Source organism: Shewanella sp. 6_MG-2023, assembly GCF_030547195.1.
Taxonomy (GTDB): domain Bacteria; phylum Pseudomonadota; class Gammaproteobacteria; order Enterobacterales; family Shewanellaceae; genus Shewanella.
Map to the genome: position 1 here is coordinate 1 of NZ_JAUOQU010000043.1, position 20,213 is coordinate 20,213.

The 20,213-nt window shown below is 42.3% G+C and carries 18 protein-coding genes; 10 read left to right on the forward strand and 8 right to left on the reverse strand.

Going from position 1 to position 20,213, the window contains the following annotated elements; genetic code table 11:
* Nucleotides 1-282 precede the first annotated feature (282 nt).
* A complete protein-coding gene (locus tag Q4533_RS18305; protein WP_102440716.1) occupies nucleotides 283-1,344 on the reverse strand; it encodes a polysaccharide lyase family 7 protein in 1,062 nt (353 codons plus the stop codon).
* A 443-nt stretch (nucleotides 1,345-1,787) separates the two neighbouring features.
* On the opposite strand from Q4533_RS18305, the gene Q4533_RS18310 reads away from it, so the two are divergent.
* The 4 genes from Q4533_RS18310 (at nucleotide 1,788) to Q4533_RS18325 (ending at nucleotide 7,127) form a co-directional block, all read left to right on the forward strand.
* Nucleotides 1,788-2,990, forward strand: coding sequence for an ammonium transporter (locus Q4533_RS18310; RefSeq protein WP_102440715.1), 1,203 nt, complete (start codon nucleotides 1,788-1,790; stop codon nucleotides 2,988-2,990).
* 302 nt (nucleotides 2,991-3,292) lie between these two features.
* Nucleotides 3,293-3,715 carry a hypothetical protein gene (locus Q4533_RS18315; protein ID WP_102475665.1) on the forward strand — a complete coding sequence of 141 codons (423 nt, stop codon included), beginning with the start codon at nucleotides 3,293-3,295 and terminating at the stop codon, nucleotides 3,713-3,715.
* 401 nt (nucleotides 3,716-4,116) lie between these two features.
* Nucleotides 4,117-6,432, forward strand: a complete 2,316-nt coding sequence (locus tag Q4533_RS18320) for a TonB-dependent siderophore receptor (protein WP_303503725.1) — start codon at nucleotides 4,117-4,119, stop codon at nucleotides 6,430-6,432.
* Nucleotides 6,433-6,446: 14 nt separating this feature from the next.
* Nucleotides 6,447-7,127, forward strand: a complete 681-nt coding sequence (locus tag Q4533_RS18325) for a Fe2+-dependent dioxygenase (RefSeq protein WP_102475663.1) — start codon at nucleotides 6,447-6,449, stop codon at nucleotides 7,125-7,127.
* Between the two features lie 20 nt (nucleotides 7,128-7,147).
* Here Q4533_RS18325 and Q4533_RS18330 read toward each other — a convergent pair whose 3' ends face one another.
* A complete protein-coding gene (locus Q4533_RS18330) occupies nucleotides 7,148-8,056 on the reverse strand; it encodes an AraC family transcriptional regulator (protein WP_303446746.1) in 909 nt (302 codons plus the stop codon).
* A gap of 282 nt (nucleotides 8,057-8,338) precedes the next feature.
* Between Q4533_RS18330 and Q4533_RS18335 the strand changes: the two genes are divergently transcribed.
* The gene (locus Q4533_RS18335; protein ID WP_303503735.1) at nucleotides 8,339-9,859 is read left to right on the forward strand and encodes an aldehyde dehydrogenase family protein; all 1,521 of its coding nucleotides are present in this window, start codon (nucleotides 8,339-8,341) and stop codon (nucleotides 9,857-9,859) included.
* 126 nt (nucleotides 9,860-9,985) lie between these two features.
* Here Q4533_RS18335 and Q4533_RS18340 read toward each other — a convergent pair whose 3' ends face one another.
* Nucleotides 9,986-10,693 (reverse strand): hypothetical protein, encoded by a 708-nt coding sequence (locus Q4533_RS18340; RefSeq protein ID WP_102440709.1) that lies wholly within the window; start codon nucleotides 10,691-10,693, stop codon nucleotides 9,986-9,988.
* A gap of 326 nt (nucleotides 10,694-11,019) precedes the next feature.
* Between Q4533_RS18340 and Q4533_RS18345 the strand changes: the two genes are divergently transcribed.
* Nucleotides 11,020-13,050 carry a S9 family peptidase gene (locus Q4533_RS18345; protein ID WP_303503737.1) on the forward strand — a complete coding sequence of 677 codons (2,031 nt, stop codon included), beginning with the start codon at nucleotides 11,020-11,022 and terminating at the stop codon, nucleotides 13,048-13,050.
* A gap of 175 nt (nucleotides 13,051-13,225) precedes the next feature.
* On the opposite strand, the gene traF is transcribed toward Q4533_RS18345, so the two are convergent.
* The 3 genes from traF to Q4533_RS18360 all read right to left on the reverse strand — a co-directional run bounded on the left by traF (nucleotide 13,226) and on the right by Q4533_RS18360 (nucleotide 15,883).
* The gene (gene traF, locus Q4533_RS18350) at nucleotides 13,226-14,431 is read right to left on the reverse strand and encodes a conjugal transfer protein TraF (RefSeq protein WP_303503739.1); all 1,206 of its coding nucleotides are present in this window, start codon (nucleotides 14,429-14,431) and stop codon (nucleotides 13,226-13,228) included.
* A 185-nt stretch (nucleotides 14,432-14,616) separates the two neighbouring features.
* The gene (locus tag Q4533_RS18355; protein WP_303414621.1) at nucleotides 14,617-15,141 is read right to left on the reverse strand and encodes a hypothetical protein; all 525 of its coding nucleotides are present in this window, start codon (nucleotides 15,139-15,141) and stop codon (nucleotides 14,617-14,619) included.
* Entirely contained in the window at nucleotides 15,134-15,883 is a 750-nt protein-coding gene (locus tag Q4533_RS18360; protein WP_102530686.1) for a helix-turn-helix domain-containing protein, read from the reverse strand. The genes Q4533_RS18355 and Q4533_RS18360 overlap by 8 nt, the downstream gene beginning before the upstream one ends.
* A gap of 557 nt (nucleotides 15,884-16,440) precedes the next feature.
* On the opposite strand from Q4533_RS18360, the gene Q4533_RS18365 reads away from it, so the two are divergent.
* Entirely contained in the window at nucleotides 16,441-17,250 is an 810-nt protein-coding gene (locus tag Q4533_RS18365) for a cytochrome C (RefSeq protein WP_102440718.1), read from the forward strand.
* 17 nt (nucleotides 17,251-17,267) lie between these two features.
* Nucleotides 17,268-17,765 carry a hypothetical protein gene (locus tag Q4533_RS18370; protein ID WP_102440704.1) on the forward strand — a complete coding sequence of 166 codons (498 nt, stop codon included), beginning with the start codon at nucleotides 17,268-17,270 and terminating at the stop codon, nucleotides 17,763-17,765.
* 88 nt (nucleotides 17,766-17,853) lie between these two features.
* On the opposite strand, the gene Q4533_RS18375 is transcribed toward Q4533_RS18370, so the two are convergent.
* Together Q4533_RS18375 and Q4533_RS18380 are read right to left on the reverse strand one after the other, a co-directional pair.
* Nucleotides 17,854-18,219 carry a PleD family two-component system response regulator gene (locus Q4533_RS18375; RefSeq protein ID WP_102440703.1) on the reverse strand — a complete coding sequence of 122 codons (366 nt, stop codon included), beginning with the start codon at nucleotides 18,217-18,219 and terminating at the stop codon, nucleotides 17,854-17,856.
* 163 nt (nucleotides 18,220-18,382) lie between these two features.
* Nucleotides 18,383-18,565, reverse strand: coding sequence for a hypothetical protein (locus tag Q4533_RS18380; RefSeq protein WP_076538754.1), 183 nt, complete (start codon nucleotides 18,563-18,565; stop codon nucleotides 18,383-18,385).
* Nucleotides 18,566-18,790: 225 nt separating this feature from the next.
* Here Q4533_RS18380 and Q4533_RS18385 point away from each other — a divergent pair, with 225 nt between their 5' ends.
* Both Q4533_RS18385 and Q4533_RS18390 read left to right on the forward strand, forming a co-directional pair.
* Complete coding sequence (locus Q4533_RS18385) at nucleotides 18,791-18,970, forward strand: hypothetical protein (RefSeq protein ID WP_303462428.1); 180 nt, start codon at nucleotides 18,791-18,793, stop codon at nucleotides 18,968-18,970.
* A 248-nt stretch (nucleotides 18,971-19,218) separates the two neighbouring features.
* Nucleotides 19,219-20,064, forward strand: coding sequence for an SDR family oxidoreductase (locus Q4533_RS18390; protein WP_303503741.1), 846 nt, complete (start codon nucleotides 19,219-19,221; stop codon nucleotides 20,062-20,064).
* Nucleotides 20,065-20,213: the final 149 nt, after the last annotated feature.

Below are 20,213 nucleotides of genomic sequence, written 5' to 3' on the forward strand. Positions count from 1 at the left end.
GAGGCAAATGTTTAACAGTTTTGTATAGATAAGAGGCCGGTTGTTTATATCGATAAGCAACTGAATAGCGCAGCTGTAGAGGCAAATGTTTAACTATTTTGTATAGATAAGAGGTCGGTTGTTTATATCGATAAGCGACTGCTTGGCGCAGCTATTGAAGCAATGAGTCCTGAATCAGGGTTAAAATTAATAATTAACGCTACAAAAAAACGCCCAATGACAATGCATTGGGCGATATAGCTAACGGCGATTTAACGCCATTAAAGATCAATAAAATAGCGGTTACTGATTAAGCTCTAGCTCATAGAAGCTTGCTTGAGCATAGTCACCGGCTTCCATACCACGCCACTCACAGTTTGAGCTGCTGGCTTTGGTATTACATTGATTGTAAACACCGGCTTTGTAGTACATCCAATCAGCTTGGTAACCTTGGTCAACTTCGTGACCTTGGTAATTACCTTCTGCTAGGTTCACATCAAAGGTTTTAACGATTTCGTTTGCTTCACCAGGATTTTTGGTGAAAGTAAGCTTCATGATGTCACCTTCAACATTCACTTCATAAGAGAATATTTCTCCTAGACGGATACCATCTTGTGGATCGTCATGGTGCTCACGTAGGTTGTAAGTGCCGAATACATTATGGCGAATATCTTTACGTAGCTTCTTGCCGTTACTATCTCTGGCATCTTGTAATTCTGGTATTGGATTTAGCTCATAGTTCCAAGACAGTGAACCAAATTCGTGACCTGGCAGCTTACGATATAAGATTTTTAATGGCTCGTTATCAGAACCATGAATTTGGCCAATAACCACTGCAAAGGCATTGTTCTTGCGGTATTCACCACTGGTACTGACTTGATCAACTGCCAATGTAGCTTTCAGTTGGCCGCCAATTGCGCCGTACTCGCTTGCATCTGGGTGAGAGGCAATTACAAAATTGGTTTTTGGATCATCGTATTTTTCAGCCAACATGCCGCGTAATTCGCTACGGGTGTTTTTACTATTTGGCGTTGTAGGCGCTTCATTTGGTGCAACAAAAACCAAGGCACCGGTTTTAGGGTCGGTATAAAACCACTCAGGGTGAACGTAAGGGGTTTGGGTATTACCAAGGTCGTGGCGATTAATCTCTAAGGCTTTGCCTTTACGCGAGCCTTCTGTAGTTAGCTCAGGAAGGGTGATTTTCCATTTTGTTAGGTCAAAGTTTTGTGCTGGCGCTTTAGTCGCATCAAGATTGTATTTAGTGAGATCGTAGTTGAACTCTTTTTTTACTTGTGGAGCCGGTGAGGTCGCGGAGCAACCTGCAAGAATAGCAACCGCTAGTATACTAAGATGGAGCTTTTTCATTGTTTTTACCCTTAGGATTAACTCTATTTCATTGCTTAAGGATACTACAGTATTATTGTATTACAAAAGTGTGATCGAGATAGGGAAATGAATTTTTTGCTGCACAATTAAGCTAACTTTGTGCACTATTTGAGGTTTAGCCGTGCTGTCAGTGGTTTTCACTGTAAAAATATTGATATCAAGCATGGGTTTGCACCAGTGAGTGGCGGTTAGTTTGTTGAGTGATCCACAGTGGTGCAACCCTTGTTATTTAATATTGCTTTAGCGACTAGCTAATCGTTATTTATGCACTTATTTAGGGCGTAATTGGTGCTATTTCACCTTATTCATCAGTGCCTTGCACCTTAGTGGTACAAATTAGTATGACAAAACCTTAATAACGGAATAATTCTTGCTTTTGTAAGTCCCTGAATTTAATAAAAGAAAAACTTATGGGGATAAGCATGGATAACATTAGTGATGCAATTAGCGTCATGGCACAAAGTGCAAATACATTATTTATCTTACTTGGTGCCATTATGGTGCTGGCAATGCATGCGGGTTTTGCCTTTTTAGAAGTCGGTACTGTTAGGCATAAAAACCAAGTGAATGCGCTAGTTAAAATCTTAACTGATTTTGCTTTTTCAGCGCTGGCGTACTTTGTCATTGGCTACCAAATAGCATATGGCAGTCACTTTTTTGTCAGTGCTGATGCGCTAACGGCTAATAACGGCTACGAGCTGGTTAAGTTCTTTTTCTTACTCACCTTTGCAGCAGCAATCCCTGCCATCGTATCGGGTGGCATTGCCGAGCGCGGCAGTTTTAAACCTTTCTTATTAGCATCAGCTTTGATCGTAGCGTTGGTATACCCACTGTTTGAAGGCATGATTTGGAATGGTAACTTTGGTTTTCAAACTTGGTTAAATGACACCTTTGGCGCTGAGTTCCATGACTTTGCAGGCTCGGTAGTGGTACACGGTATGGGTGGCTGGTTAGCGCTGGTGGCGATATATGTATTGGGCTCTCGCCAAGGCCGTAAACCGGGTGTGGCATTTGCGCCCTCTAATATTCCGTTTCTGGCACTCGGTTCATGGATACTGATTGTCGGTTGGTTTGGCTTTAATGTTATGTCAGCGCAAACCCTTGATGGCATTAGTGGCTTAGTGGCGGTAAACAGTTTAATGGCCATGGTTGGCGGCACCATTATCGCGTTGATTGTCGGTAAAAATGACCCTGGTTTTATCCATAACGGCCCGCTTGCAGGCTTGGTGGCTGTGTGTGCTGGTTCTGACTTAATGCACCCAGTAGGGGCATTTATTGTTGGCGGTGTGGCCGGTGGTTTATTTGTGATGGTGTATACCCGTTTACAACGCAGTACTAAAATTGATGATGTATTAGGCGTTTGGCCATTACATGGTTTATGTGGTGTGTGGGGCGGCGTTGCTGCAGGCATATTCGGTCAGCAAGCTTTTGGTGGATTAGGTGGCGTAAGCGTAATGTCTCAAGTGGTTGGCACTGTCGCTGGGGTTGCTGTGGCGCTTATTGGTGGTTTTATTGTGTATGGCGTCGTCAATAAAATCTCTAGCTTACGTTTAAGCCAAGAAGATGAATTTATTGGCGCTGATCTAGCGATCCATAAGATTGGTTCTACCAACTCAGATAAATAGTCTGTTACGCACTAATAGCGGCATAAATCTAGCGGCATAAATCGCTTTGGTGAGTAATACTTTAATTAAGGCGCTAATAGGCGCCTTAATTGATCTTATTGCTATATTTGATGAGTCTCATATATTGTCGATGTTAGTTGTGGTTTATAAAAAGCACGCTACGGACACTAAACAGGCCTGTGTTTCTGGTAAACTCAGCTTACTTAGTTGCTAAAGCGTTAGCTCGTAACACATTCGTTCTTGAAACAGTTAATCAGATCGGTTTAAAACTGTTTTTAAATTTTGCTTAAAAGGAATCTCCCATGCGCACATCATTAACCTTATCTGCATCTATCGCTGCTTTATTACTTGTTCAAGGCTGTAATGAGCAAGTTGAACCACAATCTGAGCCAGCACCAGCAGTGGTAAAAGCAGCCCCTGTAGAAAAAACGGCTGAAATGGAAAAACCTGATACTAGCTCTGAAAAAGGGATCGCTATGCAACAAGGGACTGTAAGATATTTTGATCTTGAAGGTGGATTTTGGGGCATTTTAACTGACGATGGTCAGCAAATTCTGCCAAGTAACTTAGCAAAAGAATATCAAAAAGATGGTTTACGTTTGAGCTTTAGTGCCGCTGAAGTGACTGACATGATGACGATTCAGCAATGGGGTATTTTATCGACCCTAAGCAATATTGAAGTTATCGGCCAGGTGGAAAGTAAAGGTGGTAACCCACTTATCTAGTTCTTTAACTAGAACTAGGCTTAGGTCTTTTTAAGACTAGTTTGCTCAGCTTATAAAAATAAGCTTATTTTTTACAATGGGTTGATCTATAACAGGTCAGCCCATTTTTATTGCTGCCGCTTTAATTATTCGCCGCTTTAATCAATACCCCTCTTGAATTAATACCTTCTTTAATCAATGTCTTGTTTAGTCAATGTCTTGTTTAGTCAATGTCTTGTGTAATCCGTAAGTTGTTGCGTGGGACTTGCTAACACAGTTGGTTCAGCAAAACGTCTCACATCACTAAATTTACAATTCAAACACTAATGTAAGTGATAATGGTTTCTATTTACATTGTTGTTGCCGCTTTGTTAGTATCGCCTCCTAAATTAGTTGGTTCTAACAAAAGGATTGTTTTTAATATGAAATCTCGCTATCACACGTCGTTATCCCTAGGTGCAAAAGCCGTTGCTACCGCCTTGTTTTTTAGTGGCGCTCCTGCCTATGCTGCTGAAGTAGAAACTGAAGCTTGCGATAAAAGCGAAAATATTGAATGCCAGTCACAAGAAGCCATCGAGCGCATTGAAGTCCACGGGGTAAAAAGTTCGGTGTATTTTTACGATACATCAGGGGATAAACGTCGCGTTGCCGATCTAGTTGATACCCCACAAATGATCACGGTACTGACTCAAGATCAAATTCAAGAATCTGGCTTAACCGATTTAAAAGATATTTTGTCTACCCAAGCGGGTGTGACCTTGGGCACCGGTGAAAACGGTAATGCTTTTGGTGATCGCTATATTATTCGTGGCCATGAAGCCCGCAGCGATGTGTTTGTTGATGGTTTGCGCGATCCTGGCATGACTACTCGTGAAAGTTTTGCCACCGAACAAGTGGAAATAACCAAAGGCCCAAGTTCAACCTTTGCTGGACGCGGATCATCAGGCGGTGCCGTTAACAGTGTCACCAAAAAAGCCTCAACTGCTTATAACTTTGGCCGCGTTGATGCCGCAGTCGGTACCGATGATCACACTCGTTTTACTGTTGATTATAACGTGCCGCTAACTGAAGATGTCGCGCTGCGAATTAACGGCCTGATTGCCGATGAAGATAAGCCGGGCCGTGAAGGCATTAGCTCAGAAAGAAATGGTGCTCAATTGTCTTTAGTGTATGAAGCGACTGATGCTTTGTCATTTATCGCCGATGGTTACTACATGAAGGCCGATGATGTGGCTGATTTAGGTAGCTACTTTGACCAAGATACTCGCAAGCCAATCGAAGATATTCCAGTTTATGCTCAAGATTCTGACTTTCTCAGCTCTGATGTCAGCACGTTTACCTTGCGCACAGAATATGAGATTTCAGATAGTTTAAGTTTTTATAATGCCACCCGTATTGGTCGTACTGAAAATGGTTACATTACTACGGGGATGAGTGGCACTAACCGTGCCGCGAGTGATCTAGACGCGCCGGGGGCTGAAACCTTAACCATTAGCACCCATCAAGGACGCCAAGATGTTGAATACTGGAACACTCAGTTCAACTTATTCTGGAATACCGATATTTTAGGTATGGAGAATAAGTGGGTATTTGGACTCGAATATACCGATGAATCAGTGGATAACGGCGTTTATGATATCGTCAATAATAACGCCACTAACTGTATTGTCGATGGCCGCCGAGGCGAGTCTGGTGCTTATTGTATTGTTGATGGTAATGGCGATGAAGTTGATAATATCGACCAGCTGATGGGCCGTACTTATTCAAAAGGGGCATCTGATGCCATATATAACATCGAAACCATCTCGGCTTACTTCATGGATACCGTGGCAATCACCGAAGAGGTAGAACTCTTTTTCGGCTTCAGACAAGATAGCTTTGATTACACCAATGACACTTCAAGTAGCCGTAATGGTGATATTTTATATGACTATTCCGACAGCATGTATAACGGCCATGTTGGCTTAGTGTATAGCCTGACAGAAGCAGGCAATATATACGCCAGCTACAGTACCGCGACTAACATCAATGGCGGTGAGTCAGACCTTGGTGCAAGTTGTGGTTATGGTGGACTTTGTGGCACACCTGAGCAAGTACTGGCAGCGGATCCTGAATTGGTTGAGAATATTGAGCTTGGTACTAAATGGATGCTGTTTGACGATAGCGTGATGTTTTCTGCCTCGGTATTCCAAATCACTAAAGATGATGTAATGGAAAGTGTAGGTGATAGCTATTCAACCTTAGGTAGCCTCAATACCGGTAAAAACCGTGTTGAAGGGATTGAAATTGGCATGGTGGGTAACATCACTGAGGCGTTAAGCATTCAATTATCGGCGTCGTTAATGGATTCAGAAATACTCGAATCATTTAATGAAGACTATATCGGTAAAAAACTGAGTAACTTTGCTGACGAAAGTGCCTACTTACAACTTCGTTATGAGATTAATGACATGTTTGTCATTGGTGGTGGTTACACTTATCAAGGTAAAATGTACGGTGGACAACCTGATACAGCAGCAGGATATGATCCTGAAAATGACCGTTACAGCGTAGTGGTACCGGCTTATCAAGTGGTGAGTTTATTTGCTAATTACAATGCGACAGAAGCATTAACCTTCCGGATTAATGTGGGTAATGTTCTCGATGAGGAGTACTGGACTGCGGCATATCGCTCAGGCTCATTCATGTATCTTGGTGATGCAAGAAACGCCAACTTAACTGCGACATTTGAATTTTAATTAAAGGGATCATCATGATTGTTATTGAGAAAATATTGACTGCTGAAGAAGTGAGCTTATTTAGGCAGCAATTAGCTGATGCGCCATGGTTAGATGGCAAGCAAACTGCCATGGGCATGGCGGCGTCAGTCAAAAATAACCATCAAGCGGATGCTAATGATGATGTGGTGCGCCAACTGGCTAATAGGTTATTAGCTAAGTTTGGCAGCACGCCAAAGGTCGTTTCGGCGGCCTTACCCCATAAAATTTTTCCGCCTTGCTTTAATCGCTATGGTATCTCTGAAGAATATGGTTTTCACGTTGATGCAGCAGTGATGCGCATTCCGGGCACCAATGAGGTGCTAAGAAGTGATATGTCGATGACCACGTTTTTAAGTGAGCCAGATGAGTATGATGGCGGCGAGTTAATCATTGCTACCGAGTTTGGCGAGCAGCAAATAAAGCTGCCTGCAGGTTACGCGGTATTGTATCCATCTAGCAGTTTACACAAAGTAACGGCAGTGACGCGTGGTGAACGAGTGGCAGCCATTACCTGGATGCAAAGCATGGTGGCTGATGGCAGTTTAAGGCAAAACCTTTATCAGCTTGATCAAACCATTCAAACGCTCATTAGCCAAGGTAATACCGATCGCAGTGAGTTAGATAATCTGCACAATGTTTATCATAATTTGATCCGTCAATTTACCCAGCTGTAAGCTTAAATCCGATTTAAAAGCTAACTCGCTAAATGGCGCAGTTTATAATCAACAGGGCAAATGCCATAAAACTGTTTAAACAGGCGACTAAAATGGCTAGCACTGTGATAGCCCAGTGAATAACACACTTGGGTTATTTGCTGGCCTTGCTCTATCAGCGTCGCCGCTTGAGTTAAGCGGCTTTGCTGCTGATAAACCATCGGCGTGCAGCCCAAATGTTGTTTAAATTGCTGAAAAAACTTACTGCGACTCATGCAGGCTTGGCGGCACAAGGTATTAATATCTAATGGCTCGCTGAGGTGCTGCTTAATATAGTGTAGCGCGGCGTTGAGGCCGTTGAATTGTGGATCGTTATGACTGTGATGCAATAAAAAATCCCGAGTTTGATGACGCATCAAGCGCACAATCAATTCTGAAATCGCTAAATCAATCAAATAGCTACGGTCCTGTTCATTCTCGGTATAAATCGCCACAATTCTGTCTAATAGCGCTTGTGTTTGCTGATTATGGTGGGTATGCACTAAAGATGGTTGGTATTGCCAGTGGCCATATTGCTTATCGATAGGCGCGCTCAGATTGAGTTTATCGGCAATTTGTTGTACCCGTTCGGTTGAAATCTCAATGGCTAAACAGGTGGTGGGTTGATGGATTTTAGCCTCAGGAAAATCAATTTCTACGGCTTGATTGGGCGCCATAATAAAAGATTCATGGGGGTAAAACGCCGCCTCATAATCATCTACCGAGTGCATCACTTTTTTACCCGTCACCATGCCGCAAAATAACAGTTGGTCAGATTGTAGTGCCACCCGTGAGGCTTGCTCAAAGGTATCGTAAATACTCAGTTCAGATTCAGGTCCAGCAAAACTAATCTTGTTTTCTACTAGTACCTTTGGCTTGCTGCGCTGCAGTTGTAGGCGTCCACTGATCATATTGTTCCCTCACAGAGTGATACCAAGTCATTTGGTATATTTGTTCCTGAACAACAATCCTTACTTATGCTGTGATAGCTTTTCCCTTAAAACTCGGAGCTAATTCGTTAACTTAAATCATTAACTTAGCTCAGCTTATGGGTAATGTCGCCATGAGCTAGACAGTAGTTTCACAATCATTTGTACTGTGAGTCAACAGCTGTGGATTCTCAGAATAGTCACTTTCCAATAATTGATTTAGCTTAATTAGTTATCCAAAAAATACAATTAGAGGAAAGTAGCATGATTTACGCAGCACCCGGCGAAGCAGGTTCAGAAATGAGCTATAAATCTGTATATCAAAACTTCATAGGCGGTCAGTGGGTTGAGCCTGTTAATGGCAAGTATTTTGACAATATCAGCCCAGTAAATGGCCAAGTTTTTTGTAAAATTCCCCGTTCAGATGCACAAGATATTGAGTTAGCCCTTGATGCAGCCCATAAAGCTCAAGCATCTTGGGGTAAAACCTCTGCCACGGAGCGTTCTAATATTTTATTAAAAATAGCCGATCGCATCGAAAATAACCTAGCGGCTCTGGCAGTGGCCGAAACTTGGGATAACGGTAAAGCCGTGCGCGAAACCCTTAATGCCGATATTCCCTTAGCAGTTGATCACTTCCGTTACTTTGCTGGCTGTTTACGTGCCCAAGAGGGCAGCGCCGCAGAGATTGATGCCAATACCTTGTCGTACCATATTCATGAGCCGTTAGGGGTTGTTGGGCAAATTATTCCGTGGAACTTTCCTCTATTAATGGCGGCGTGGAAGCTTGGGCCTGCGCTCGCTGCGGGCAACAGCGTGATCCTTAAACCTGCGGAGCAAACACCAGCATCGATTCTATTTTTAATGGAGTTAATTGGCGATCTGCTGCCTGCTGGGGTGCTTAATATCGTTAATGGTGTTGGTGAAGAAGCAGGTCAAGCGCTCGCAACCAGTAAGCGTATTGCCAAAATTGCCTTTACTGGCTCAACTCCTGTTGGATCGCATATTTTAAAATGCGCCGCTGAAAACATTATTCCCTCCACGGTCGAGCTAGGTGGTAAGTCACCCAATATCATCTTTAACGATGTGGTTAACTTTGAAGATGAATATTTAAGTAAGTGCGTAGAAGGCGCGGTACTGGCCTTTTTCAACCAAGGAGAAGTATGTACCTGTCCGTCACGGTTACTGATCCAAGAAGATATTTACCCGCAATTCATGGAAATGCTGATAGAGCGATCAAAAGCGATCAAGCGTGGTAATCCCTTAGATACCGACACCATGGTTGGCGCGCAGGCATCGAAAGAGCAGTTCGATAAAATATTAGGCTACATTGATATCGGCAAAAAAGAAGGCGCTGAAGTGTTATTAGGCGGCGAGATTGCATCTGTGGGTGATAATTTTGATAGTGGTTATTATATTCAGCCAACCTTGCTTAAAGGCACCAATGATATGCGCGTGTTCCAAGAAGAGATTTTTGGCCCAGTGATATCGCTCACCACCTTTAAGGATGAAGCCGAAGCACTCGCCATGGCCAATAACTCAGATTTTGGCTTAGGGGCAGGGGTGTGGACCCGAGACACTAACTTGGCTTATCGAATGGGGCGTAATATTCAAGCAGGCCGAGTGTGGACCAACTGCTATCACATGTATCCAGCCCATGCGGCATTTGGCGGTTATAAAAAATCAGGCGTGGGCCGTGAAACCCACAAGATGGCCTTAAATCATTACCAACAAACCAAAAACTTGCTGGTGAGTTACGACATTAACCCGTTAGGTTTTTTCTAAGCGATTAATCATGGGATAGTTGCAGCTTGATAGTTAAAGGCTATTTTTCAAGGTCATTTTAACAGGCTATTTTCAAGCTAAATATTAATAGGGCAAACAAGTTAGCTTGCTTGCCCTACTTATAATCTAAGACGACTCTCTTTTAGAGAGATGGGTCATGAGTAAATGAATTAACCCCATATACACAAATGCGCTCCAAGAGATGGCATCACTTATTTTATAGTCTAATTCGGCACAATAACCGACACTGCCATCATATTCTTCATTGGCTTCAGCCCAAAGACTGCTGCTGCCACTAAAAACCATCACCAGAATGCCTAAGCTAAATAGGTTGCTGGTTACTCCCCAAAGTGACCATGATACTAGCTCTATTAGTATGATTAGTCCCAGTGCAATAGTCGCCACCACCTTCTTGGTTAGCAGAGTTTTAGGCAAAAAATGGATGATAAACAGCATCAATAAGGTCATTAAGGCCGCATATTGAAAGAAGGTATAAATGGTGTCTGCGGCAACCGATTTCAGCATAAAGCTGAGCAGTATTCCCGCGCCTAAGACAATAACATTGAAGCCTGCAAAGATTTTTATCGGCAACTTTTGGTCTAATAACAGCGCCCCAGCAATGCTGAAGAACAAATACATGGCTAAAATGGGCCAAAAACCGAGTATATTGAACCACTCAATGGGAATATAACTAATTGCTAAATAATTACAGACTCCCCCCCAAATGATGGCCAGAAAAATCAGCAAATTAAATTGTAATTTACTGATTTTATAATCAGTTAAAAAAACCGCTGAAAGCTGCTGTTTTATCTTGTCTTGATGTGAATCAACCATGTTGCACCATTGTTATATTCCCCTTATTAATCAACAGCTAATTTTAATAATGGTAGCTTTTTTTATAAACTGCTTACAATGGTGTTTAGGTCGAAAACTAGCCTGATAAGCACTAAATTTGTGGTTTTTGCTTATCAGTCACAGGTTTAAGCTTCATTTAAGTGTTAAGCCTGATGATAGTGATGTGATAACAGTAACAACTTGCCAACTGAGCCACTGCTATTTGTTGATGACGATAGAATTTAGTTAACTTTTATCGCCGCATGAACAGACAAAGTTATTAGCAAAAATAAAATAATTAAAACAAAATTTAAAGGAGACAACACGTGAAGAGAGTCGGGATCGTGCTGTTGTGCATGTTTATGCCAATAGCGACAGCGTTTGCAGAGCAAACCAAAACCCTTTCAGTGGATGTATTGTGGCAACTAAGCCGTTTAGGTAATCCTACTATTTCCCCCAATGGCGATTACATCATTGCACCTGTCACTAACTACGATGTGCCTGAAGATAAAGGCTCAACTCAATTATGGTTATTTGATAAAGAGGGCAACAGCCAGCGCCCAATTACCGCTCAAGGTTTACGTGTGAGTGAGCCAACCTTCTCACCAGACAGCAATACTTTAGCTTTTATCAGCAAGCGTGATAAAGACGAAGCGGGTCAAGTGTACTTATTACCAATGAACTCACCAGGTGAAGCCCAGCGCTTAACTGAGGTGCCAAGTGGCGCGTATGGGATTAAGTGGGTGGGTGAGCATATTTACTTTATCAGTTCAGTATTTCCAGGTAAAAACTGGGATCAAGTAGCCGAGCAATTAAAAGCTGATAAAGACGATAAAGTATCAGCCCACCAATGGAATGCACTACCTTATTCAAGCTTTGATCATTGGCTGGATGAAGACCGTGAAGCCCATGTGTTTCGTATCCCTGCTAAAGGTGGCGATATTGAGCCAATTACTCAGCCTTTAAACAAGCAGCTACCACGTTCGTCGCAAAGTGCAGCTAGCTATGACATCGATCCAGCTGAGGGTTTTATTGCCTTTAATAGCAACGGTTGGGACAACCAAGTTGACGCTAAAATCGATATCTTTTTCGCTGAAATCGGTAGCGCTAAGGTTGAAAACCTAACCCCGAACAACCAAGCGCCAGATGCAAACCCAACATTTAGCCCAGACGGTAAAACCTTGGCCTTTACCCGCCAAACTATTCATGGTTTTTATGCCGATACTGCCAAGCTAATTTTGCTCGATGTTAACAAGCGCAGCGAAAAAGTGATTGCCAAAGACTGGGATCGCAGCGTCGCGCGTTTTGTGTGGACACCCGACAGCAAAGGCTTTTATGCAGCCATTGATGATGCCGCCACAAGACGCATTTTTCATATCAATGCTAAAAACGGCAAAGTAAAAGCCATCACTAAAGCGACTAACTTTGGTATGCCTGCGCTGGCGAATGACGGCACCTTAGTGGCCGCCAATGACAGCTTTACTTATCCAGCGCGCTTGGTAAAAATCAATCCACGTAATGGTAATAGTACCCGTTTAGACAGCTTTAATGATGAAATTTTAGCGGATATCGATGTGGGCACTTATGAGTCGGTGACCTATAAAGGTTATAACGATCAAGACATTCAAATGTGGGTTCATTATCCACCGGGTTTTGATCGCAGTAAAAAATACCCGCTAATGATGCTTATTCACGGTGGCCCGCACAGTGCGATTTCTGATGGCTTCCATTATCGCTGGAATGCACAAACCTTTGCGTCATGGGGTTATGTGACGGCATGGCCAAACTTTCACGGCTCAAATAGCTTCGGCCAAGATTTTACCGACAGTATTAACCCTGACTGGAAAAATAAGTCATTGGAAGATGTGTTTAAAGCGACTGAGTGGTTTAAGCAAAAAGACTGGATCGATAACGATCGTTTAGTGGCGGGTGGCGCAAGCTATGGCGGCTACTTAACCTCGATTATATTAGGTCAAAAAGAACAGCCTTTTAATGCGTTATTTATCCACGCTGCGGTTTATAACATGTACTCGCAAATGGCGGCTGATTTTTCGGTTCACAGTACCCGCTTTGGTAACTACTGGGACAAGCCTGAAATTTATAAGTCTATTTCACCCCATTACGGCGCAGAAAACTTTAACACCCCAACCCTAGTGGTTCATGGTCAGCTTGATTACCGTGTGCCTGTCGGCCAAGGGTTTGAGTTATTCCGCACTCTGCAAACCCGTGGTGTGGAGTCGAAGATGATTTACTTCCCTGATGAAAACCACTGGATCATGAAGCCGAACAACTCAATTTATTGGTATAACCAAGTTGAGCAGTGGATGAACCGCTTTGCTGAACCTGGAGCTAAATAGTAAAGGCTAAATAGTAAGGGCTGAATAATGTAAGTTACTCAGTGTCACTTCCTGATTAAATATGACTTATTAAAAAAGGCTGTTGCAGAACTTTCTGCAACAGCCTTTTTATTATCAACGACTGAATGGCCGTATGATGATTGTTTTCTCAAATCTCAGATCAGCAAGCTAAAACCTAAAAAGTGAAGCTGGTTTGCAGTGCTGCGCCCATATTATTTTCATCACTGTAATTGGCTGAAATATCGATATTAAATACTCCAGCAATGGATAAGCCTAAACCGGCAGTCACGCTGTTATCGATATTATCTGTTAAATCTGTTTGGTAGCCGGCGCGCAATTTAGCCCAGCTAGCAGGGGTAAACTCAAGCCCAATAGCCGCGAGTTGGCGATTGTCATTACTGCTATCAAACTGGTTAAGCGTGCCGTCAATATTGCTATAACCTTCAGATTCATTTAACTGCACATCAATGGCTGCGGTGATAAAACGGTTTTGATAATTGGCACTCACTGTATAAGTCGGGCTGATCTCATATTGACCTTGCACGCCATTAATAAGCTCAGTGTCATAGCTATTTTCTATTAAGTTTTTACCTACAAAACCAAAGCCAAATCCGGCGTTGTGTTGATAAGCAACACCGACATCAAGGTTCATATTGCCTTGATCGTTTTGGTAGCGATCATCATCCCAGTCATCAAACTCAAAGTTATCAATGTCGGTAATATAATTTATGGTGTTTACCTGTTGATATTTAGGTGACACCCCATAGTAGAGCTCGCCTGTGGCAAACTGATGCGACTTAGCTAAGCTGACACCAATTTCGGTAACAACTACACCCATGGTTAACGCTTGAGAGTTCAGATCTTGGTTGATGATATTGCTTGGATCAAGATCGCTATCAGCAATATCAGCAAACACCAGTGCATCGGCATAGGCTTGGGCAAACAGGTTGACCGATACAAATTTATTGGGGATCGCAATGGCTAACTGGGTGCCCACTTGTAGTTGGGCGTAATTGCCTTGGATCAACTGCAGTTGATCAATCACCACTTGGGCATCAGCTTCAGTTGGCATGCTGATGTTTTTAAAATCATCATAAACATCTGAAAAATCTTCAACATTCTCGATAGTGTCAGTGGGATCGTTAGCGTGTACCCCAAAAGCAGGGAACAATACCGCCACGCCATCGGACTCTTTAAAACGCGCCGTTAATGCAGGGTTATGAAATGGCGCCGTTAAATAATCGGCGCTGCTAACGCCAACGCCGCCCATGGCATGTGAGCGCGCATCAAAACTGTGATTGTTAGCTTGAACAGAGGTAGCAAAGGCCGCGGCCATGCATAAAGGAAGGTAGCGTAGTGTTCTTGTAGTTATTATAGGCATATTAATCCAGCAACATATTGTTATTAATAGTTTTATTGAAGTTGTTCGAAGCGGGATTATAGCATTGCTTAGGCTTGTTGTTACCAAGTGTTTGTGCTTATGTGAACTGAGCTGCATTGTTTTTATATTTTTTAGCCTATTAGCAAGTGACGGTTTTAAAGCGTCACTTTAAATCATTAGCTCAGTTACTTCATTTCCACTAGGTTGCAGGCACAGATATTAGTACTGGGTAAAAAATACAGTAACACGGTATTTTGTTGCGCATTTCGATTAGTAATTTGAATCGTAAGGTTATGGACGCCTTTTTTACTGATATTTCTTTTAGCAAAGGCCTCTAAGTGGCTGGCATGTTGTGGTAATGGCAGCTCAGTATTATGCCTAATTAATTCATTGTGGGTTAAGTTTAAAATGTAGGTGTCTTTCTCTTTATAAGCGCTAAGTACATCGCCTGTTAAATACAGGGTTGCAATAGGATTGCCATCGGTCGTGAAGTAACGGTAGCTGATACTGGCGGAACGTTTTTGTAAGGTAAAATCAGCGATCAGCGAGTGATGTTCAATGGTGTCACTATTAGGGTTTTTCGCCACTAATTCATTGCGACAAGATAGCACCATATCCACTTCGGTGGCTTTGATATGCTGGTAAACAATGACGATGGTGACAATGGATATTAAGGCCGCCAGTATTCTGAATATGATGCGATTAGTCACAGAGTGATACCTCAGCTAGCCATTTATCGGAGATAAAATTCGGGGTTAAACTAAAATCACTGGTTTTAATATTGCGCATTAAGTTATCGCCATTTGGCTTTTGCCGAGCTAAAGAGATATTTAACACCTGCATGTCGTTAGAAAATGCCAGATACACTTGTTGCCACACTAAGGTGTTGCATTGGTTGAGAGCAGCAATGATTTTTTCTTCAGTGGGCTTATCTTGTTGCATTGATATGCTGGGTGACTCAAGCCACGTCAGTTTTATTTGTTGCTGATTATCTAATTGCACAATGCGGCTATTTTTGACTGGCGTTTGTGCAGGTTTAAACAGTATGTATTGATGCATTGCTGCAATAATGGCGGTTAACACTACAAGCACCAATGCAGTGGTATAGATAAAGTGTTTTTTATGCTTTGCAGATTGCTGAATCCAACTGGCTGCTGGTGGGGTGATATTGAGCCGATAACCTTTACGCGGAATGGTTTCAATTAATTCAGCATAATTTTCGCCAAAGTACTTACGCAAAGTAAATACTGCTTTTGCCACTGCCGATTCACTCATAACAGGGCTTTGGGAGCCAGCACAGGCTAATTGGCCTTTGGTCATGATGCGATTGGGGTGAAGACTTAATTGCTCTAAAACCTGACTTTCGGTGCGGGTAAGGTGCAGCTGAACTTGAGATTCAGTATTGAGTATTTGGCTATTGGCAATATCAAATTCAAAGATTTCAATGCGCATTTAAATCACACTCAGATAAACATTCTATTGTTAAGTTTACTGCAATTAAATAATTACAAACATTCTACAAATCACAGTTTTACCATACAGCACTAACTTTGCAGCTGGCTTTTGCTAAAAGCCACTCATTACTTCTTTGTTATGAGCAATAGCCATTGCAGTCGCGGCTGCTCGTATCAAGCTCCCGCGCTTCGGATATTGCTAGTTCTGCTACGGACAATTAACTTAACGTGATCTGGGTCACATTAGATTTTAAGTAATCTCAAAAGTAAAACTCTGTAATTAGTATTACGTGCTAAATGCGGGTGCTTTTTTGATATTTAACGCTGTTAAGTTGAGTTTTTTCGCTATTTAATCCATCTTCAATTCGATTTTTCTAATGGAGTGATTAACTGAAATATTACTTTGAACTAGCTCCCGTTGCCATTTTTCCTGTCTGTCATGCTTATCTCAAGCCAGAAACGTAAGTGCTGAAGATGTACTTTTTAGCGTTCTGCCAGTTATCAACACTCAGCTTAAAAGTTGGGAATAAATATAAAAATGCGAGGCAAGTGATTATGAAAACTCTAAATAGAAGACAAGCGATCAACCGTATTATTGGTATTTCTACTGCGGCAGCGGGCGGGGCACTTATCGCTAATCCTGTTATAGCGGCAGTGACCAACGTTAGCGGAGATTGGAAATTAGAAGTGGGTACCCGCTTAGCTTATAGCAAACTTGATCCCATGGTTGTGGCAAAACGTGCTTATGAAACCGGTAATGGCTGTATGTTCCAAGTATTTGATAGCATTATTCAAAGCTTGGCAGAATCAGATTCTGTTGATGCTGATAAGTTCGCCCAAGTACCAACCGCCATGGCGCATTATGGCTATGCAGGCATGCTAGGAGAAGGCACTGTTTGTGGCAATATTAACGCCACAGGTATGTTGGTTAATTTATTATCCATTAATGGTGAGCCTGCCAATGCAATGTTAAGTCAAACCATGCGTTTTTATGAATCAGAAACACTACCGTTTCAAACGGCTGAATTTATTGAAGGCATAGGCGCTGACATGACAGAGACCTTAGCTCAAGTCGGTAAACCTACAGCGGCAAATAGCACCCTTTGTCACAGCTCTATTAGTCTTTGGGCCAGTGAAAATGGTAAGTCATTTAGTGAAAAAGGCATGCGCTGTAAACAGCTTTCAGCCTCTGTGGTCTATGAATTAGTTGCAATGCTTAACAAGGCTTTTGATGGTGAGACCGTAAATGATCACCCAGTTTCAGATGCGACTCAAGATTGCCAAGGTTGTCATACATCGTCATCAACATTTGCCCCTAGTGTGCAAACGAATATGTCATGTAATACCTGTCACGGCGGCCACTAATTGCTGGGAGTAATAACATGAAACATCTTAAATTATGTAGTGTCATTGGCTTGAGTTCGATGTTGTTGTTTGGCTGTGGAGGCTCTGATGATGAAACTATCGATCCGCCAATTGAGCCACCTGTAGAGCCTCCGGTATTGACGGTCAATATTGATCAAACTGAGACCTTAACTGCTAGCTTACAATCTGTTGATGCAGAAAATGGCGCAGTGACAGTAAAACTGACAGGTGATGATGATTTGTCGGTCACTGACGCAAGTGCATTTAACCTGATTATTATGGGTTACCCTTCAAAGACGCAGTCGTCAACCAAGTACAATCTGGATTGGCATCAGGCGAGTCATGCAAATTGCATTGAGGCTGAAACCTGCTCACTTGATATCAATGAAGCTGAATCAGGGCTGTATTATTTAACCTTAGACAGTGTGAATTGGAAAACTGCGGTTGAGACTTACCGGGTAGCCTTAGAAGTTAAAGGTGACAAAGCTCATTATGAATTAGTGTTTATGGATTAAGGTACTTACCAATGTACTTTTAAGCTAGCTGTAAAAATGACAAAGCCTTTTCATTATGAAAAGGCTTTTTTACTGCTCAAATGATCGATTAACTCAGAAAGCGATCAATAGTTTTTTGCACATCATTGGGCATGATGGGCTTCGTCAGGTAATCATCAGCACCAATTTTTAAGGCTAACTCTTGATCAGATGCTTCAATGAGTGAGCTGACTACTACGATCGGAGTATTGGCGATTTCAGGCTGATCTTTAATAAACTTGATTACTTGATAGCCATTGATATTAGGCATAGTGATATCGACGAAAATTAAATTAGGGCGAATGCTTGCAAACATTTCGATAGCAGCATCGCCAGAATTTGCTGTCATAACCCGATATTCATCGCCCAAAATTGCCAGTAACAGGCCTGTGCAAACAGGATCGTCATCAATAACTACAACCGTACGTTTTTCCATTAATGCCTCATTAACAACTAGATACTCTTGGTGTTGTATTGTCATTATAGCTTAAAGCGACAGCGGAAAATGAAATATCAAGCCAGAAACAATATTGAGGGGAATTTTGTTTCTGGCATTGTCGTTATCAAACCAAGGTTTGATATTGCGGTAGTTAGTTTGCTTAGAAGGTGGCAATAGAGGCCAGGTGTGCTTCAAGTTCTGCTTCTGTGGTGGGGGTAATCTCAAGTTCAATTGAGAGCGGATCGCTACCATTAAGCATAAATGCCGCTTGTTTGTTGTGATCGTAATGAAACCATTTTCCATTGATACACACGTCGGTATAGCAGTTCGGTAGTAATTCCATGAGTACACCTATTATTTTATGTGATGGAGCTTGTAGGGTTATATTTGTGACACTAAAGCACAGTTTGAATGTGCTTTAGTGATCTTAGTCACCTTTATAAGACAATAGTTAAGCTAGGAGCACCTTGATCTGCATCAATTGAGATAGCGTTTTGTTGGATGGGAAAAGACTTTTCGTAACACAAAACACTAAAAGAGGCTTGCTTTAAGCCTTATTTAGATATTAATGCTGCTTTTTGCCTATTCTTTAGGGTTAACCTTTGTTGATGGTGTTCACCAATGGTTATTCGGCTGCGGTTATTCGCTAGCAGTTATTCGGCTGTGGTTATTCGCTAGCAGTTATTCGCTAGCAGTTATTCGCCAGTGGCTATTCGGCTGTGGTTATTCGCTAGCAGTTATTCGCTAGCAGTTATTCGGCTGTGGTTATTCGCTAGCAGTTATTCGGCTGTGGTTATTCGCTAGCAGTTATTCGGCTGCGGTTATTCGCTAGCAGTTATTCGGCTGCGGTTATTCGCTAGCAGTTATTCGCCAGTGGCTATTCGGCTGTGGTTATTCACTAGCAGTTATTCGGCTGCGCAAATAAGCTGCTATGCTTTAATTTTTGTAGATTGGCACTCACCGATGGATTAAATGCTTTGAACAGGAGAATATCCAATGAATATTGCTGTAACAGCAGCTAATGGTCAACTTGGCGCTGCAATAGTAAATGCCCTGCTTGCTTTAGGCCCCAATTACAATGTAATCGCCCTTGCTAGAACCGTCGACAATGCCAAACACCTTGGGGTTGAAGTTCGCCCAGGTGATTACGATAATCTCGCTGAGCTTGAGACTTCGCTTAATGGTGTCGATACCTTATTACTGGTATCAGGTATGGCAGCCCCTGAAGCGCGTATTCCTCAGCATCGTAATGTTATTCAAGCAGCCAAGCAGGCAGGGGTTAAAAAAATTGTCTATACCAGCGTTCAAGGCGCTGAGGAAGACACTGCATTTTCTCCGGTTATTCAGAGTAATCGACAAACCGAGCTAGATGTCCAGAGCTCAGGACTTGAGTGGGTTATAGGCCGAAACGGTATCTATATTGAGCCAGATATTGAGTATATTGATAGCTACAAGGCGGCCGGCTTTATTTCCAATTGCGCTGGCGATGGCAAGTGCGGTTACACCACTCGAAAAGAGCTGGCATTTGCCTATGCCTGCATGTTGACTGAAGATAAACATAACGGCCATGTTTATAACCTCCATGGTGAGTCAATAACTCAATATCAATTGGCTGAATACTTGAATAAGAGTTTTGAGCTTAGCCTTAAATATATTCCTGTTTCAGTGGCGCAATACCGCGACGATCGCACCGCTGAACTGGGTGAATTTATGGGTACGGTGATTGCAGGTATTTACCAAGGCATACTTAATGGTAAATCAGATAACCCCAGCGACTTTACCCAAGCTGCAGGTCGTAAGCATCAAAGTTGGGATGATTACTTCTCAAGTCTTAACGCTTAAGTGTTAAAGCCCAAGCCTTAAAGCTTAATGTCGCCGTTAATGCGCGGCAATTAAAAGTTTAACGTCATAAAAAGCAGGCTGAAACTAACAAGGTCCTAGCTCAAACTAACTGGTTGCGTCTTGCTGAAGCGTAACCAGTTAATCCAAAC

What these genes read in the sequence shown, in the direction of transcription:
- Q4533_RS18305 (WP_102440716.1), bottom strand. Translation starts at nt 1,344, where the DNA reads ATGAAAAAGCTCCATCTTAGTATACTAGCGGTTGCTATTCTTGCAGGT.
- Q4533_RS18310 (WP_102440715.1), top strand. Translation starts at nt 1,788, where the DNA reads ATGGATAACATTAGTGATGCAATTAGCGTCATGGCACAAAGTGCAAAT.
- Q4533_RS18315 (WP_102475665.1), top strand. Translation starts at nt 3,293, where the DNA reads ATGCGCACATCATTAACCTTATCTGCATCTATCGCTGCTTTATTACTT.
- Q4533_RS18320 (WP_303503725.1), top strand. Translation starts at nt 4,117, where the DNA reads ATGAAATCTCGCTATCACACGTCGTTATCCCTAGGTGCAAAAGCCGTT.
- Q4533_RS18325 (WP_102475663.1), top strand. Translation starts at nt 6,447, where the DNA reads ATGATTGTTATTGAGAAAATATTGACTGCTGAAGAAGTGAGCTTATTT.
- Q4533_RS18330 (WP_303446746.1), bottom strand. Translation starts at nt 8,056, where the DNA reads ATGATCAGTGGACGCCTACAACTGCAGCGCAGCAAGCCAAAGGTACTA.
- Q4533_RS18335 (WP_303503735.1), top strand. Translation starts at nt 8,339, where the DNA reads ATGATTTACGCAGCACCCGGCGAAGCAGGTTCAGAAATGAGCTATAAA.
- Q4533_RS18340 (WP_102440709.1), bottom strand. Translation starts at nt 10,693, where the DNA reads ATGGTTGATTCACATCAAGACAAGATAAAACAGCAGCTTTCAGCGGTT.
- traF (WP_303503739.1), bottom strand. Translation starts at nt 14,431, where the DNA reads ATGCCTATAATAACTACAAGAACACTACGCTACCTTCCTTTATGCATG.
- Q4533_RS18360 (WP_102530686.1), bottom strand. Translation starts at nt 15,883, where the DNA reads ATGCGCATTGAAATCTTTGAATTTGATATTGCCAATAGCCAAATACTC.
- Q4533_RS18365 (WP_102440718.1), top strand. Translation starts at nt 16,441, where the DNA reads ATGAAAACTCTAAATAGAAGACAAGCGATCAACCGTATTATTGGTATT.
- Q4533_RS18370 (WP_102440704.1), top strand. Translation starts at nt 17,268, where the DNA reads ATGAAACATCTTAAATTATGTAGTGTCATTGGCTTGAGTTCGATGTTG.
- Q4533_RS18375 (WP_102440703.1), bottom strand. Translation starts at nt 18,219, where the DNA reads ATGGAAAAACGTACGGTTGTAGTTATTGATGACGATCCTGTTTGCACA.
- Q4533_RS18380 (WP_076538754.1), bottom strand. Translation starts at nt 18,565, where the DNA reads ATGGAATTACTACCGAACTGCTATACCGACGTGTGTATCAATGGAAAA.
- Q4533_RS18385 (WP_303462428.1), top strand. Translation starts at nt 18,791, where the DNA reads ATGCTGCTTTTTGCCTATTCTTTAGGGTTAACCTTTGTTGATGGTGTT.
- Q4533_RS18390 (WP_303503741.1), top strand. Translation starts at nt 19,219, where the DNA reads ATGAATATTGCTGTAACAGCAGCTAATGGTCAACTTGGCGCTGCAATA.